The sequence below is a fragment of the Vibrio sp. D173a genome, assembly GCF_030248475.1.
Window position 1 is genome coordinate 1 of the sequence record NZ_JAHGAH010000172.1, and the last position, 1,352, is coordinate 1,352.

Below are 1,352 nucleotides of genomic sequence, written 5' to 3' on the forward strand. Positions count from 1 at the left end.
GACGTCTGTTTGACCAAAGTCGGAAAGCCTGTTGTTCCTATTCCGTACGGCAACAGCGCTAAATCTGCCGATTTGGTGGACGGTTCAACCAGTGTCACAGCCGATGGTGGCAACAGTATTGCCTTGCAAGGCAGTAAGTTCTCAAAAAGTACAGGTGATGCCGCTGGCGATAAAAAAGGCGTGAGTTCAGGAACCATTGAAGGAGAAGCACAGTTTGTGACGTCTTCTCCGAATGTCCTTATCGAAGGAAAAGGAGTGGCGCGCCAGAGTGATCAAATGACCATGAACAATGGCAATACCATGTGCTTCGGCGTACAGAACCCATCTTTCTCGGTCGAAGAAGATCTTGAAGAGACCTTTATCATGGACGTTTGTGTGCGTCACCCAAACGGTCAACGGCTGGTGAATGCGCCATTTAAACTCAGTGATGAGCAAGGTTCGACGGTATATGAAGCCACTTTGGATGATAAAGGACGCAGCGATGCGGACCCGCTCAAAGGGGGGAAAGTCAAGCTGCTGGTCGAAGAGAGTCAAGACCCGTTTGTGGTGACTCCGGTTCGTCGCGAGAACCCTCGCCATGTAGACAGCCAGTCGGATGATGATTTTTTCAATATCGCTTCCAAAGGTCAGCGCGGCTTTTGGCAGCCAACCAGAATTGAGACCGTTGGCACGGCTTGGGGCAGTATTGGTCAAACGTTGAGTAGCGATCGCTATTTCCAAGACATGCTCAGTGCTGAGGTCATTCAGCACTTTACCCATTATCACCCAGATACGACATTCGATGTATCAAAGACCTGTGAGGCTCTTATTGGTAACCTTGACCAACCTTTGCCGCATACCACTGAATCGCTGCTCGCTTATACCCTGCCGCAAGTATTAGAAGAAGGGGAGTTACTGTCGGTACTGCTGAGGCTAGCACCGCATGAGACCACTGACCGAATGCTGGCGTACATGCGTGCGCGAGGTAAAGGCAACCCACAAACCTATTTGGCTGACTACGATTGGCAAGCAGCAGAAAAGAGCATCAATAGTGAACTCGACGCGCTGCTTAACAAGGTGAAAAGTCGTTTAACCTTCTTACGTGATGAAGCCAGTAAACTGCAATACGCGTACCTGTCTGAGGATGTGTTCGATAAGCACATCGATACGTTAAGCTCGTACATGAAGCAGTTACCCGAACTTATTGCTGGCGTGTTCAGTAAAATGCAAACCAAAGCCAGCGAGCTTCTGGCGAACACTGACAACGTAAAGGTCATCAAAGCGGCAGACGACTTGCACTCGATTGAGAGTGAATCGATTGAAGCCGTGGTTAACACCACCAAAACCATCGATACGGTCGAGCCATTCATGAA

At 49.4% G+C, this 1,352-nt stretch carries 1 protein-coding gene; it reads left to right on the forward strand.

The window, feature by feature from the left end; all coding sequences use genetic code 11:
• The coding region (locus KIV40_RS17335) for a DUF4150 domain-containing protein (RefSeq protein WP_285350448.1) at window positions 1-1,352 on the forward strand (1,352 nt) is incomplete at both ends.